The sequence below is a fragment of the uncultured Marinobacter sp. genome (assembly GCF_947488835.1).
In the GTDB taxonomy this organism is placed as follows: Bacteria; Pseudomonadota; Gammaproteobacteria; order Pseudomonadales; family Oleiphilaceae; genus Marinobacter.
In genome coordinates this window covers 557,801-572,523 of the sequence record NZ_CANLBK010000001.1, presented here as the reverse complement: position 1 = coordinate 572,523, position 14,723 = coordinate 557,801, and the positions used below count along the sequence as shown (strand labels likewise).

12 protein-coding genes are annotated in these 14,723 nt (G+C 53.3%); 11 read left to right on the top strand and 1 reads right to left on the bottom strand.

What is annotated here, in order from left to right:
* Window positions 1–58: 58 nt before the first annotated feature.
* The 6 genes from Q0824_RS02685 (at window position 59) to aroC (ending at window position 5,548) form a co-directional block, all read left to right on the top strand.
* A complete protein-coding gene (locus tag Q0824_RS02685) occupies window positions 59–409 on the top strand; it encodes a PilZ domain-containing protein (RefSeq protein WP_200200787.1) in 351 nt (116 codons plus the stop codon).
* Between the two features lie 14 nt (window positions 410–423).
* A complete protein-coding gene (locus Q0824_RS02680) occupies window positions 424–1,344 on the top strand; it encodes an alpha/beta hydrolase (protein ID WP_298447290.1) in 921 nt (306 codons plus the stop codon).
* A gap of 43 nt (window positions 1,345–1,387) precedes the next feature.
* Entirely contained in the window at window positions 1,388–2,251 is an 864-nt protein-coding gene (locus Q0824_RS02675; RefSeq protein WP_298449495.1) for a DUF4892 domain-containing protein, read from the top strand.
* 60 nt (window positions 2,252–2,311) lie between these two features.
* Window positions 2,312–3,421, top strand: coding sequence for a patatin-like phospholipase family protein (locus Q0824_RS02670; RefSeq protein WP_298449493.1), 1,110 nt, complete (start codon window positions 2,312–2,314; stop codon window positions 3,419–3,421).
* Between the two features lie 92 nt (window positions 3,422–3,513).
* Window positions 3,514–4,416: a 50S ribosomal protein L3 N(5)-glutamine methyltransferase gene (prmB, locus tag Q0824_RS02665; protein WP_298447288.1), complete on the top strand. Its 903-nt coding sequence runs from the start codon at window positions 3,514–3,516 to the stop codon at window positions 4,414–4,416.
* Between the two features lie 37 nt (window positions 4,417–4,453).
* Complete coding sequence (gene aroC, locus Q0824_RS02660; RefSeq protein WP_298447286.1) at window positions 4,454–5,548, top strand: chorismate synthase; 1,095 nt, start codon at window positions 4,454–4,456, stop codon at window positions 5,546–5,548.
* Window positions 5,549–5,719: 171 nt separating this feature from the next.
* Here the strand turns inward: aroC and Q0824_RS02655 are convergent, their stop codons facing one another.
* Window positions 5,720–6,646 (bottom strand): LysR family transcriptional regulator, encoded by a 927-nt coding sequence (locus Q0824_RS02655; RefSeq protein ID WP_298447284.1) that lies wholly within the window; start codon window positions 6,644–6,646, stop codon window positions 5,720–5,722.
* 178 nt (window positions 6,647–6,824) lie between these two features.
* Here Q0824_RS02655 and leuC point away from each other — a divergent pair, with 178 nt between their 5' ends.
* From leuC to Q0824_RS02630, 5 genes are all read left to right on the top strand, one after another.
* Entirely contained in the window at window positions 6,825–8,243 is a 1,419-nt protein-coding gene (gene leuC / locus Q0824_RS02650; protein ID WP_298447282.1) for a 3-isopropylmalate dehydratase large subunit, read from the top strand.
* Between the two features lie 21 nt (window positions 8,244–8,264).
* Window positions 8,265–8,912, top strand: coding sequence for a 3-isopropylmalate dehydratase small subunit (gene leuD / locus Q0824_RS02645; protein WP_298447280.1), 648 nt, complete (start codon window positions 8,265–8,267; stop codon window positions 8,910–8,912).
* A gap of 124 nt (window positions 8,913–9,036) precedes the next feature.
* Window positions 9,037–10,110, top strand: a complete 1,074-nt coding sequence (gene leuB, locus Q0824_RS02640) for a 3-isopropylmalate dehydrogenase (RefSeq protein WP_298447279.1) — start codon at window positions 9,037–9,039, stop codon at window positions 10,108–10,110.
* A gap of 112 nt (window positions 10,111–10,222) precedes the next feature.
* Window positions 10,223–11,338, top strand: a complete 1,116-nt coding sequence (gene asd / locus Q0824_RS02635) for an aspartate-semialdehyde dehydrogenase (RefSeq protein WP_298447276.1) — start codon at window positions 10,223–10,225, stop codon at window positions 11,336–11,338.
* Between the two features lie 312 nt (window positions 11,339–11,650).
* Window positions 11,651–14,704: a FimV/HubP family polar landmark protein gene (locus Q0824_RS02630; RefSeq protein ID WP_298447274.1), complete on the top strand. Its 3,054-nt coding sequence runs from the start codon at window positions 11,651–11,653 to the stop codon at window positions 14,702–14,704.
* Window positions 14,705–14,723 lie beyond the last annotated feature (19 nt).

Below are 14,723 nucleotides of genomic sequence, written 5' to 3'. Positions count from 1 at the left end.
GGCAATATAAAGAGTTTTTATTTAATCTTAAAATAATCAATTTCAGAAGGTGTCAGATATGGGGCCCGGATTCGGCGCACGCAGCGGCATTCTTACCCTGACGATCAAGGATAAAGCGGTTTTATACGCCGCCTATATGCCATACATTCGCCAGGGCGGTCTGTTTATACCTACGCAAAAGCAATATCAGCTTGGCGACGAAGTGTTCTTGTTGTTGAACCTGATGGATGAACCAGAGAAGTTGCCGGTTGCCGGTAAGGTTATCTGGATTACGCCAAAAGGCGCGCAGGGTAATCGGGCGGCCGGTATTGGCGTTCAGTTTAACGGTGATGATGAAAGTGCCAAAACCAAGATTGAATCCTATCTTGCCGGTTCTCTGAGCTCTGATCGCCCAACACATACAATGTGAGGGGCTTTACACAGATGAATGACCTTGCCTTAACGCCGAACGCTCAAGGCAGCGAGCCTGTTGTGCGCGAGATGGTGTGGCCACTGCAGCACATCACGCTTGCGGGCCTGAACTGGTGCAAATCTCCACAGTCTGCTGAGCCCGCTAACCCACCGATTATATTGCTCCATGGATGGCTGGATAACAGCCTGACTTTTTCCCGGCTAGCACCAGAGTTGGCGCAGCAGTCGGTGTTGTACGCAGTGGATATGGCGGGCCACGGTCATTCCGGGCACCGCCCCCCAGGGCAAAGCTACCAATTGATGGATTACGTGGCAGACCTTGCCGAGTTGATAGAAACGCATTTCAGTGGCTTGGATCAGCTCGACATTGTTGGCCACTCATTAGGCGGTATTGTGGGTGCGCTCTATGCAGCTGCGTTTCCTGACAGGGTGCGCAAGCTGGTCATGATCGACAGCCTTGGCGCACTGAGCCATCCGGCAGCCGAAACCATTCCACAGCTACGCAAATCCATTAAAAAGCGGATCGCCGGATCTGGCCGCCCAGCGATCTATGCTGATATTGCCGCTGCAGCTAAAGTTCGTGAAGGTGGGTTTAGCCCCTTGAGCCATGAAGCAGCACTGGCTTTGATTTCCCGTAACGTGAAGCCTGAGGCAGAAGGATACGGTTGGCGAACCGATGCTCGTTTGCGGCACCCTTCGCCATTGATGATGACCGAGGAGCAGGTAGTGGCTTCTTTGAAGGCCGTTAAAGCGCCTACTCTGTTTGTGAGGGCCAAGGAAGGACTGCTGACCACGCGAAAAGGGCTTGATAGTCGTGCGGAAGCGATATCGGATCTGAAAATGGTTGATGTGCCTGGAGGACATCATTGTCACCTTGATGGAGATACCCGTCCGGTTGCCGATGCTGTCAGACATTTTCTTGAGAACGAGTGATACCTTGTCAAAGAATCTTGTACTTAGCTTTTTGGTTTCAGCGGTGCTATCAGCAGGTTCCGGTTTTACCGCTGCGGCCTTGCCTGGCGAAGCACCGCAGCCATTTACCCAATCAGTGCTGGAGGTGACCACCCGGATCGACTCAACTGGCCACCTTGTGTTGTTTAGTCCTGTGCGCGAGGTTAACAACGAGATTCGCTCTGAAACCATGGCCCGGTTGCCAGTTTCCGGGGAGGGACGTCTTTATCAGATTTCCCGGGATGCCAATCGTCGAGAGGCTCTGGAACATTATCTTGGGCAGCTTAACGAGCGTGGTGCGCAAATTTTATTCGAGTGTTCCGGCATTCGCTGCGGCCGAAGTAATGTGTGGGCAAACCAGATATTCAATCAGTCTGTACTTTATGGCCGTGACGGCACCCAGGACTACCTGGTTGCAGGGGTGGTCGCCGAGGATGGCTCCCGGTGGCTGACCGCTGTTTACGCTGTTACCCGGGGCAACCTCAGGGAGTACGTTTGGGTGGAACACCTGAAGGTTGCCGCTGGCGCCGTTGTTCCTGGCCTTGGTTCGGTTACAAGCCGGGTTGAGGGGCCTGTGATTGTGCCTTGGCAGGGTGGTGTTACATATCGCTTTAACTGGCAGGCTACGGATCGTCGTAAGGTCAGTGAGCTTGCCCGAACTGAAGGTGCAAAAGTGGTACTCGTGGGATACTCCGAGCTTGGTGAGAGTGAATCGTTCAGTGCTTCCATGGAGCGTGCCCGCAGGGCTGTCGAATCGCTTTCTGAAGTGCTCGCTAAAACAGGCGTTTCGAGGCAACAGCAGGAGTTGGTTATTGTTGGGCCATCTGTAGTGGTAACTGATCCGGCTCGCCAGGGTGATCGGGTTGAAGTAATGGTTATAGCTCGCTAATTGGAATGAGGTAGTAACGTGCCGGATAACCCTGTAACCAAGGTTCCCGATAGCTCAGACATATCGACCACTGACTCAAACGCGAGTGACGAAAACAAAGCTCCGGAGCGTAAACGCCAAACGGTTGCCCTAACGCTGGGCAGTGGTGGCGCCCGTGGTTATGCCCATATTGGTGCCATCGAAATTCTGGCGGAGCGCGGCTACAACATTGTGGCTATTTCTGGTTGTTCCATGGGTGCCCTGGTTGGCGGAATGTACGCTGCCGGCAAGATGCAGGACTATAAAGACTGGGTAACCGGGCTGGGCCAGTTTGATGTGCTCAAGTTGCTCGACTTGACCTTCAATGCCGTTGGCGCGATTCGGGGTGAAAAGATTTTTTCAATCGTTCGGGAAATGCTGGGCGATACCCGTATCGAAAACCTGCCGCTGCACTACACCGCTGTCGCCACTGACTTGCTGGCACACAAGGAAATCTGGTTTCAGGAGGGCCCGCTGGATAGGGCAATCCGGGCTTCCGTTGCTATTCCAAGCGTTGTCACGCCCCTTGTTCTTGACGGCCGTGTGCTGGTCGATGGCGCTTTGCTGAACCCACTACCCATTATGCCGACTATTTCCGCTCACGCGGATCTGGTTGTGGCAGTGAATCTCAGTGGTGAAAATGACCGCCACCACCGTATTCCCGACGCTGCCTTTAGCGGATATCAGGGTGGCATTGGAGGTGATGGTCCGGATGCAATGGTGGATACATTCCGCGACAAAGCCTCCCGTTGGCTTGACTGGGACTCCCTAAGATCCCTAGGTGGTGGGAAAGCCAGTGCGAACGAGCATGAGAGCCCGGAAGAAAAAATCCACAAACAAGTGGAAAAAGAGCGTAGCAAGAAGAACGAGAGGAAGCAGCAGGAAGAGCACGAAACGATCAACTGGGACAAGTTGGGTATCGGCAAGTTTGATGTAATGAACCTGACTATCGAAACCATGCAAAGCGCGTTGGTACAGTACAAGCTTGCGGGTTATCCGCCTGATTTGTTGGTGAATGTTCCCAAAAATGCCTGCCGGACCTACGACTTCCATAAAGCCCCTGAGCTGATTCAGTTAGGGCGTGAGTGCATGGCTGCAGCTTTGGATCGTTTTGAGGAGAACCGGAGCAGCTCTGGGCCATTGTCAGTTTGAGCCAATGGCATGGTGGCAATACCATGGCTGCAGTAGAGCATTGAAACAGCGTATAATCCGCGCTGAATCCGACCTGACAGGAAACAGTGTTTGTGACCAGCCCGATTGAAGACCTTCACACCGTTCGCGATTACCTTCGCTACGCCTCTTCGCAGTTTGCAGCTGCGCCGGTTTTTTTCGGCCATGGCACAGACAACGTATGGGATGAGGCCGTGCATCTGGTAATGCGCAGCCTTTACTTGCCGCTGGAAAACAATACCCTGTTTATGGATGCGCGGTTAACCCGAGATGAGCGGCAGCTCGTGCTTGAACGTATTCGGCGCCGCATTGATGAGCGGGTTCCCCTTGCTTACCTTTTGGGCGAAGCCTGGTTTATGGGGATGCCATTTCATGTGGATGAACGTGTGTTGGTGCCGCGTTCCCCCATAGGGGAGTTGATCGAGAATGGGTTTCAGCCATGGCTGGGAGACAAACCTGTTGAGCGTATTCTTGATCTTTGTACTGGCAGCGGTTGCATTGGTATTGGTGCGGCAATGGTATTCGAAGACGCTGCTGTAGATTTGTCTGATATATCGTCAGACGCTTTAGCAGTTGCCGAATCCAATATAGAGTTTCATGAACTGCAGGGCCGGGTTCGCACTGTGCAGTCGGATGTATTCGCAAATATCAGCGGGCAGTACGATATTATTGTGAGCAATCCGCCCTACGTTGATGCGGAAGATATGGGCGACATGCCAGACGAGTTTCACCATGAGCCCGTACTGGGGCTGGCAGCCGGTGATGATGGGCTGGATATTGCGCACCGGATTATTGCCGGAGCAGCAGAGCATCTTACGCCCGGCGGATTGCTGATCGTCGAGGTAGGGAATAGCTGGGTGGCGCTGGATGAGGCCTACCCCGAGCTCCCGTTCACTTGGCTGGAATTCAGTAATGGCGGCGATGGCGTGTTTGCCATTACAGAGCAGGATCTCCGCCAATGGCAAAACAAGCGTTAAACCAAATTATTCAAATGCCCTAACAAGATATTGAATTATGTCAGGAAACTCTTTCGGAAAACTCTTTACCGTGACCACCTTCGGTGAAAGCCACGGGGCTGCATTGGGCTGCATTATTGATGGCTGCCCTCCCGGGCTGGCGCTGTCGGAAGCGGATATGCAGGCGGATCTGGATCGGCGCAAGCCGGGCACGTCCCGACATACAACCCAGCGCCGTGAGGCAGATGAGGTTCGTATTCTGTCTGGAGTGTTTGAGGGTAAAACCACGGGTACGCCCATTGGTCTGATTATTGAGAACACAGATCAGCGCTCCAAGGACTATTCAAAAATTTCTGAACAGTTCCGCCCGGCACACGCTGATTACACCTATGCCCATAAATACGGCATTCGGGACTATCGTGGTGGTGGCCGATCTTCAGCCCGCGAAACGGCGATGCGTGTTGCCGCGGGTGCTGTGGCCCGGAAGTTTTTGCAGGAGCGCCTGGGTATCCGTATTCGCGGATACTTGTCAGAGCTTGGGCCAGTGCGTGCGGAGAAGCTTGATTGGGATCAGGTGCATCTAAACCCGTTTTTCTGTCCTGATGTCGATAAGGTTCCGGAGATGGAGGCCTATATGGATGCGCTTCGTAAGGAAGGGGATTCTATTGGCGCGCGTATTAATGTTGTAGCCGAGGGTGTGCCTCCCGGGTTGGGCGAGCCGGTTTTTGATCGTTTGGATGCGGATTTGGCCCACGCGCTGATGAGCATTAATGCGGTGAAGGGAGTTGAGATAGGTGCGGGCTTTGGGTGTATCGCTCAAAAGGGTACTGAGCACCGTGATGAAATGACGCCTGAAGGCTTTTTGTCGAACCATGCTGGCGGTGTACTGGGTGGCATTTCTTCCGGGCAGCCGATTCTTGCCAGTATTGCGCTCAAGCCGACGTCGAGTTTGCGTTTGCCGGGCCGCAGTATTGATGTGCATGGCAATCCGGTGGAGGTTATTACCACTGGGCGGCACGATCCTTGTGTGGGTATTCGTGCGACGCCGATTGCGGAGGCGATGATGGCCATTGTGTTGATGGATCATTATTTGCGTCATCGTGGTCAGAATGGGGATGTTTCTGTTGCTACGCCGGTTATTGGGCAGCTTTAGGCTTGGTAATTTTGGCGAAGCGATCCGGTCAGGTGAAGCTGTTCAAAAAACGCCCGTGAATACGTCCGTGTAGGGCTTCGTCGCGCCGTCCTTGGCGCTCCAGATTTTTGAACAGCTTCACCTGACTGGATCACCATAGCTTGTGGTTTATCCTACCAAGGCTGCAGTTATTCAAAGCTTCAGCGAATCCACTTGGTGCTTTCCCGCTACCTCTTCTTCTTGAACAATCTTCAACAGCGCCTTCGCGGCGTTCCCGGGCTGCCGGTCAGTCAGGCCGATACCGCCGAGAACTCGGGTAACCGAATTGCCTGTGTCCTTTCCTTTTTCCAAAACTCCTCCAAGCACTTTCAGGCTTTCATCTGCCATGCGCAGTGGTAATACGCTCCACCCGAGGCCAACGCTGGTCATCATTTTCAGGGTTTCCAGGTAGTTGGTGGGCATTTGTGGGTTCAGGGGCAGATTTGCTTCAAGGAATAACCGGCTCACAACGCGATACGTTGAGGTAGAGGTGTCTGGCAGCAAGGCCGGGTGTTGTGCCAGGTCGGCAAGCTTGGGGGCTTCCAGTTCCGCCAAAGGGTGGTCGGTGCCTACTACAAAGGCCATGGGGTCGGGCCACTGGGCGAATACATGAAAGCTTGGCAGCATGCTGTCGCTCAGGGTAACAAATGCCAGTTCGGCATTACGCTTGCGCATTTGCTCGTAGGCCGCATCGGATTCCATAAACTGCAGGTTTATGGTTATCTGCGGGTATTCACGTTTGAAGCGGCGTAACCATTTAGGCAGATGGTGAAGGCCTATATGGTGGCTGGCAATAATCTGTAGTTCGCCCTCGAGCAACTCTGAATCAGGCGATAAGGCAACGCGCGCATTGTGAATTTCGTCGAGGATTTTTCGCGCGTGGGGCAGGAGTCTGTTTCCGGTGTCGGTAAGGCGAATTAGCCGGTGGCTGCGGTCGATCAATGTTGTATCGAGTTGGTTCTCCAAGGCAGCCAGGCGTTTGCTGATGGCTGGCTGGGTGATATGGAGCTGTTCAGCCGCTTCTGAAAATGAGCCTTGATCGACGATGGTCAGGAATGCTTTGAGTGCGTTTGAATCCACGATTTATGCTCCGGCGTAGCTTTTTAAGAAAAGGCTACAGCATAACCAAATGGAATGCGATGAATGACAAACATGAATTGCGGTTATTCTAACCCAGGCGGTATGATGGCTTAAGTATTGGATACGAATACCCAGCGATAGCTTTAGAAACTGTACCTCCAGAGAGTGAGAGAGAATCATGGCGGGCAAGACGTTATACGATAAATTGTGGGACGACCATCTGGTGAAGCAGCGGGACGACGGCTCCGCATTGATTTACATTGATCGTCAGTTGTTGCACGAGGTGACTTCACCTCAGGCATTCGAGGGGCTGCGTTTGGCCAATCGTGCGCCTTGGCGTATCGATGCGAACCTGGCAACACCCGACCACAACGTTCCGACCACGGACCGTGCAAAGGGTATTGAGGGTATTGTCGATCCGGTTTCGCGCATTCAGGTGGAAACCCTGGGCAAGAACTGTGATGAGTTCGGCATTCTTGAATTCAAGATCATGGATAAACGCCAGGGTATCGTTCATGTGATTGGGCCCGAACAAGGCGCCACTTTGCCCGGCATGACCATTGTGTGCGGGGACTCCCATACTTCTACTCACGGCGCGTTTGGTTGTCTTGCCCACGGTATAGGGACATCCGAAGTTGAGCACGTGCTGGCTACCCAGTGCCTGGTTCAGCAGAAGATGAAGAATATGCTGGTGAAGGTAGACGGCAAGTTAGGGATAGGCGTTACCGCCAAAGATGTGGTGCTGGCGATTATTGGTAAAATTGGCACCGCCGGCGGCACTGGCCACGCCATCGAGTTTGGTGGTGAGGTACTTCAGAACATGAGCATGGAAGGTCGGATGACCGTGTGCAACATGGCGATTGAAGCCGGCGCAAGAGTTGGCATGGTTGCCGTAGACGGCACCACGATCGACTATGTGAAAGGTCGCCCTTTTTCACCGACCGGTGAAAACTGGGACGCCGCCGTTAAACACTGGCGCACGCTGCACAGCGATTTGAATGCCGAATTCGACAAGGTGGTTGAGCTGGACGGCTCGGCGATCATGCCGCAGGTAAGCTGGGGTACGTCTCCGGAAATGGTGGCTGATGTTACGGGTAATGTGCCAGACCCAGCCAAAGAAGAAGATCCTATCAAGCGCGAGGGCATTGAGCGGGCACTGAAATATATGGGCCTGGAGGCAAATCAGGCAATTACCGACATAAAGCTCGACAGGGTATTTATTGGCTCTTGCACCAACAGCCGTATTGAAGACTTGCGCGAAGCGGCTGCGGTGGTAAAAGGCCGCAAAGTAGCGGATAGCCTCATGCAGGCGATGGTTGTGCCGGGCTCCGGTTTGGTAAAAGCCCAGGCGGAAGAGGAAGGGCTGGATCGTATCTTCCTGGATGCTGGCCTTGAGTGGCGCGACCCGGGCTGTTCCATGTGTCTGGCGATGAACGCCGACAAACTTGGGCAGGGTGAGCACTGTGCATCCACTTCCAACCGTAACTTTGAGGGCCGGCAAGGCTTTGGCGGGCGTACCCATTTGGTGAGCCCCGCGATGGCAGCCGCTGCCGCAATCGCTGGTCATTTTGTTGATGTTCGCGAATTGCTGAACTGAGCCACAGGAGAGAACTGAACCATGCGCGCATTTACGCAACACCAGGGCCTTGTGGCCCCCATGGACCGTTCCAACGTGGATACGGACATGATTATTCCCAAGCAGTTTTTGAAATCCATCAAGCGCACGGGCTTTGGCCCGAATCTGTTTGATGAGCTGCGCTATCTTGACGAAGGCAAGCCGGATCAAGACAGCTCCCAACGCCCGCTGAATCCGGATTTTGTGCTTAATCAGTCCCGTTACAAGGGTGCAAGTGTTTTGTTGGCTCGCAGCAATTTCGGTTGCGGGTCGAGTCGTGAGCACGCTCCCTGGGCACTTGATGACTATGGGTTTCGAGTTATTATCGCTCCAAGCTTTGCAGATATTTTCTACAATAACTGCTTTAAGAATGGCTTGTTACCAATTGTTCTTGAAGAGAAAGCTGTAGACCAGTTGTTTGAAGAGGCTGAGGTTTCGGAAGGCTATCAATTGACTGTGGATCTGGAGGCAAAAACAGTGATCACGCCATCTGGCGAATCCTTCGGCTTTGATGTGGATGATTTCCGTCGTCATTGTTTGTTGAATGGGTTGGATGATATTGGGGTGACGCTGGAAGATGCAGAACTGATCAAGTCATATGAAAATCAGCGCCGCAAAACGGCACCTTGGTTGTTCGGTGCTGGCCAGTAAAGGCTTTCAGGTTTACTGCGTAAAAGCTGAAGCTCGTAACAGTCCGGGTGCGTAGTACCACACCCGGCAATTTTTAATTCGCCGACCTGGTCAGGGACGGCTTATCAAGATTTGGAAGCGCATCATGTCCAGAACAGTACTTCTTTTGCCGGGTGACGGCATAGGCCCGGAAATTGTTACAGAGGCAGAAAAGATCCTGCGTGCTATCAATGAAAAGTTTGACCTTAAGCTAACGTTTGAGACAGGCCTCGTTGGAGGGGCAGCTCTGGACGAAGAAGATAATCCGTTACCGGATGAGACTCTTGAGAAGGCGCGTAGGGCTGATGCCATCTTGTTGGGCGCAGTTGGCGGCCCCAAGTGGGATGCGCTTCCAATGGCCAAGCGGCCCGAGAAAGGATTGCTGGGTTTGCGTTCCAACTTGAAGCTGTTTGCCAATCTGCGGCCAGCTATTCTTTACCCACAGCTGGCGTCCGCATCCTCTCTCAAGCCTGAGGTGGTTTCGGGTCTGGATATCATGATTGTGCGTGAGCTTACCGGTGGTATTTACTTCGGCCAGCCACGGGGTGTGCGCCAGCTAGAGAGTGGCGAGCGCCAGGGCTACAACACCTACGCCTATACCGAGACCGAGATCCGTCGTATTGGCCGGGTTGCGTTTGAAGCAGCCCAGCAACGGGGCAAAAAGCTATGCTCCGTAGACAAAGCTAATGTGCTTGAAGTGACCGTGCTGTGGCGCGAGATTATGAACGAGCTGAAGAGCGAGTATCCGGATGTCGAGCTGTCCCATATGTACGTGGATAACGCAGCCATGCAGTTGGTTCGTGCACCCAAACAGTTCGACGTGATTGTGACTGGTAACATGTTTGGTGATATTCTTTCAGATGAAGCGGCCATGCTGACAGGCTCCATTGGTATGTTGCCATCGGCATCGCTGAACTCCGAAAAGCAAGGTATGTATGAGCCTTGCCATGGTTCTGCGCCGGACATAGCCGGTAAAGGCATTGCCAATCCGTTGGCAACGATTATCAGTGCCGCAATGATGTTGCGGTACAGTCTGGATGAAGAACCGGCAGGAGCGGCAATTGAAGCGGCTGTACATAAGGTGTTGGACCAGGGGCTGCGTACAGCCGATATTATGTCGGAAGGCGGAACCCGGGTTTCAACCCGTGAAATGGGTGATGCGGTACTGGCTGCCCTGTAAATTTCGATCATCCCCGACAGCAACACGATGCGGTTGCTGCGGGAACATTCATCCTGTCCCCGCCAGCGATATAGGCTGAGGGCGGGCATAAAGCGAGGTTCAAAGGTCGCACATGAAGCGAGTTGGACTTGTAGGTTGGCGCGGTATGGTGGGCTCTGTCCTCATGCAGCGCATGCGCGAAGAAAATGATTTTGCTGATATCGATCCGGTATTTTTCACCACCTCTCAAGCTGGTCAGCCAGCGCCGGATGTGGGCAAGGAGGGTGTGCCTCCCTTGCAGGATGCGTTTGATATCGAAACCCTCAAAACTCTGGATGTGATCCTCACTTGTCAGGGTGGCGACTACACCGGTGCGGTCTATCAGAAGCTGCGTGATGCAGGCTGGGAAGGCTACTGGATCGATGCTGCTTCCACGCTGCGTATGGCAGATCATTCTGTCATTGTGTTGGATCCGGTAAACCGCAACGTTATTGACGATGCGTTAAAGCTCGGTGTTAAGGATTATATCGGGGGCAACTGCACAGTGAGCCTGATGATGCTTGCGCTTGGCGGTCTGCTCGAACAGGATCTGATTGAATGGGTTTCCCCCATGACCTATCAGGCTGCTTCTGGCTCCGGTGCTCAGAATATGCGTGAATTGCTTAACCAGATGGGTGAGCTCAACCGCAGTGTGGGTGATGAGCTTGCAAGCCCGTCTTCCGCGATTCTGGATATTGACCGCAAGATCACTGATGCCATGCGCTCAGATACGTTTCCTACTGAGCATTTTCAGGTGCCCTTGGCGGGCAGCTTGATACCGTTTATCGATAAGCAGCTTGATAACGGCATGAGCAAGGAAGAGTGGAAAGCAGGGGTGGAGACCAATAAAATTCTTGGTCGGACAGATAACCCGATTCCTATTGATGGCATTTGCGTGCGGATTGGAGCCATGCGCTCTCACAGCCAGGCGCTAACCATCAAGCTCAAGAAAGATCTGTCGGTTTCGCAAATTGAATCAATTCTGGCGAAGGCTAACGACTGGGTTAAAGTAATTCCCAACGAGCGTGATGCAAGCGTTACGGAACTGACGCCTGCAAAGGTGACCGGTACTCTGAGCATCCCCATTGGTCGAATCCGTAAATTGGCCATGGGACCGGAGTATATTTCTGCGTTTACAGTAGGCGATCAACTGTTGTGGGGTGCTGCTGAGCCCTTGCGCCGCATGTTGCGAATCCTTCAGGAACGTTAAGAATTGTTACACAGAGGCAATAAATGCCAACTGTGTCCGGTTTCAGGAAGCCGGTTAGGGGGCGGAGGCTGATTTCAGGCTCCGCCCCTGTTATTTTCAGGGCTAATAGAGAGTTCCGTGCAACTGATAAATATTTGGTGCAAGGATTGCGGCTGATTGATTGATAAAAGAGGCTTTATCAACAATACTTGCCGGGCTAAGAACTGAAAACGCGACATATTAATCGGGAATTATCCAGACGGAAGTCACCCTACCTCGTCCGGTTCTGTTTAAAAAACAGTCGCGGATAACGGAGACTTGAAAGGAAAAAGCATGAAGGTACGCAAGCTTGCGGTTGCATTGGCGTTGGCCGGAGGACTCGGATCTGGCGTCGCTCAAGCCCTGGGACTGGGTGAGATTGAACTTCAGTCCTATCTGAATGAGCCAATGGATGCGGAAATTGTTCTGCCACAAAGCCGGGGTGTTGATCCCGGAGATGTGTTTGTGAACATCGCTCCAGAAAGGGCATATCAGAGACTGGGTCTGCAACGGGGCCAATTTGTTGGCAAGCTCCGTTTTAATGTAGCTACGAGCCCTGATGGCAGCCTGGTTGTGAATGTATCCTCCCGGGAGCCGTTGAGAGAGCCGTACCTCAATTTTCTGTTGGAACTGACCTGGCCTAACGGTCGGATCATGCGTGAGTACGCAGTTCTTGTGGATCCCCCAGTTTTTGCTGAAGATTCTGGCGTTGCAGAACAAGTACGAACACCTTCTGCACAATCTCGTCCCGCTACTGCGGGGCGCAGTGCTGAGTCAGTTCGGCGTCAAGCCAGGGTAGAGCAGCCCCGAAGCAGTGGGTATGGCTCAGGCACCTTTGGGCCCACAGGCCCTGCCGATACGCTCTGGACGATCGCAGCTACCGTTCGCCCTGATAATAGCCTGTCCATGCAGCAGGTAATGTTGGCGTTACAGGATCTGAACCCCGACGCGTTTATTGGTAACAATATCAACCGGCTGAAGCGGGGCCAGGTTCTTCGTGTTCCAACAGCGGATCAAATCCGCAATCGCAGTCGTGCTGAGGCAACCCGTGCGGTGGCTCAGCAGAATCAGGAGTTCCAGCAGCCTAAGCGCACCGTTGACGCAACAGTCGCCCAGCAGTCTGCTGCGGGCGTTGCTGGTGCAAGTCAGGCTGGTGGAGACGAGCTCAAACTGCTGGTTGCCGACGATGAAGGTAACCGCAGCCAGGTTGATGGCGGTTCTGCTGGTGGTGATGGCCAACTTGCCGGAGGTGTCGATGCAGGTTCTGCCGTAGTCATGGAGCAGCTCGAAAGCACGCGCCGTGAGAACGACGAGCTTAATACCCGTGTTGACGACCTTCAAGACCAGGTACAAACCCTTCAGCGTCTGCTTGAACTAAAAAATACTCAGCTAGCAGAAATGCAGCAAGGTGCAGCTGCTGGCGACGCCATGGTTGAAGCTGAAACAGCACCAGTGGCAGACACAGCTGGAGTTGATTCGACCGCTGTTGAGAGTGACACCGCACCCGAGCAAGGTGAAACGGCAGCAGAACCTGAGCAAGGTGAAACTGCAGAAGACGCCGCTGAAACTGAGCTGGCTGGTGAAGCTGGACAAGAACAATCAGCAGCTGAAACTGACCCTGCCGGCATGGAAGGGGCGGCTGACCAGGCTGAGACCTCAGGTGAGGCCACAAGTGAGACAGAAGCGACGGATATCACTTCTGATTCCGAGCCGACTGGGGATGTGACCGAGGTTGGCCAGGAAACAGATGTCGCCGGCGGTGAGGCAATGCCTGTCACTGGCGAGCCGTCAGAGCAGCCAGCTCAGCCTGCAGAGACAGACGCTGCTGAAGCCAAGCCCCAGCCAAAACCTGCACCCGTTGTTGAAAAGGGCTTTCCCGGAAATATCATCGATGCCATCACTGGCAATACGGTGTATCAGATTGCCCTTGGTGGCGGCCTGATTCTTTTGCTCCTGCTTCTTCTGCTTCTTGCGCGACGCAGTGCGAACAGAGAGAAGGCATTTTACGAGCAGCTGAACAATGACCCTGAGGGGCCCGAAGATACCTTTGATCTGACCCTGGACGACGAAGAGCCTGTTCAGAGCGAAGTTGCCAGCGATGCTCTAGAAGAGGCTGACACCTACGTAGCTTACGGTCGCTACGATCAGGCAGCACAGGTTCTGGAAGCTGCGATTTCCAAAGAGCCAAGCCGCACAGATCTGCGTTTGAAGCTTCTTGGAGTGTATGCCGACAACCGGGATCGCGAATCCTTCGAAAAGCAGTTTGGTGAAATTCAAACGCTGAACGATGACGAGGCTTTGGCCCAGGCGAACGAGCTTAGCGCTCGCCTTGAAGAGGCTGAGTCAATGCCTAGCATTGATGATCTTGAATCCCAGCTTCGTTCCGACTCCTTCGGCGAAGAACTTGAGACGCCAGCACCTCTTTCCGATGAGCTTTTGTCCGATCAGGCTGAGTCAGCCCGCGAGGAACAGGTTGAAAACGAATTCGGTGATTTCGACGCCGATCTTGCTGACTTCGATCTCGATGCGCTGGACACCGAAGAAAAGAATAAATCCGACGACCCGATCGAATACGATTTGTCAGGCCTTGAGTTACCCAAAGCCGATGACGAAGAGTCAGGCGTTGCGGAGGAGAGTGACTTTTCATCTCTTGAGATAGATCTGGACGATTCCGATGAATCTCCAGAGAGTGCTCTGGAGCTTGATGATGCTCTCGATTCCGATTTCAAGATAGAGCCTGAGACTGCAGACGAGTCGGAAGTGGAAGCGGATGTCGAAAGCCTGGATCTTGATTCCCTCGATGAAAGCTTCCTGGACGAACTGGATGCCGAGCTGGACAAAGTCGCCGGTGAAGACGACGAGCTGGCTGGCGAAGAGATGGAAGAATCGACGCTTGATGATCTTGAGCTGGATGTATCGGATGAAGACCTTGCCTTGATGGAAGAGTTCTCCGATGCGGCTGAGAGCGACAGCGATAGTCTGGAAGGGGATGAACTCTCTCTGGATGATGAGTTGTCTCTGGAAGATGAACTCGGGCTTGAGGACGCGCTGGAGTCAGAAGCTGACGAAAGCCTTCTCGATGAGGATCTGCCTATCGCTTCCGAAGAAGTTCGGGATACCGTCGTAAAACCACCGCTTTCCGAGATTCACGAAGACGATCTTGGCGACGATGATGACTTCGACTTCCTCGCTGGAACGGATGAAGCCGCCACCAAGCTTGACTTGGCAAGAGCTTACATCGAGATGGGCGACAATGATGGAGCCCGTGATATTCTCGAAGAGGTTGCTCTTGAAGGGAATGGCGAGCAGAAAGCTGAAGCCCAGGACTTGCTTAAAAATCTGTCCTGATCCGTTATAATCGGATTAT